General features: G+C 67.9%; 1 protein-coding gene. It reads left to right on the top strand.

Translation table 11 applies throughout. The features are described 5' to 3' along the window. Window positions 1-246, top strand: a 246-nt coding sequence (locus J5M67_RS29145) for a sulfatase-like hydrolase/transferase (protein ID WP_207888751.1), incomplete at both ends; no start/stop codon positions are given.

The following is a 246-nucleotide window of genomic DNA, read 5'->3' as shown; positions in this document are numbered from 1 at the left end:
GCATCCCCGGTTCGCCGGTGGGCCTGCAGGCCCGCGACATCACGCTGGCCCAGGCGCTCAAGGGGCAAGGCTACGCCACCGGCCAGTTCGGCAAGAACCACCTGGGCGACCGCGACGAATACCTGCCCACCAACCACGGTTTCGACGAGTTCTTCGGCAACCTCTACCACCTCAACGCCGAGGAAGAGCCGGAGCGCCCGTACTGGCCGAAGGACGACCCGGCCTTCATCAAGGCCGCTTCGCCGC

It is taken from the genome of Pseudomonas sp. 30_B, from assembly GCF_017491605.1.
Classification (GTDB): domain Bacteria; phylum Pseudomonadota; class Gammaproteobacteria; order Pseudomonadales; family Pseudomonadaceae; genus Pseudomonas.
Note: the sequence above shows the minus strand (reverse complement) of the source record. Positions and strands in the feature narration are given on the sequence as shown.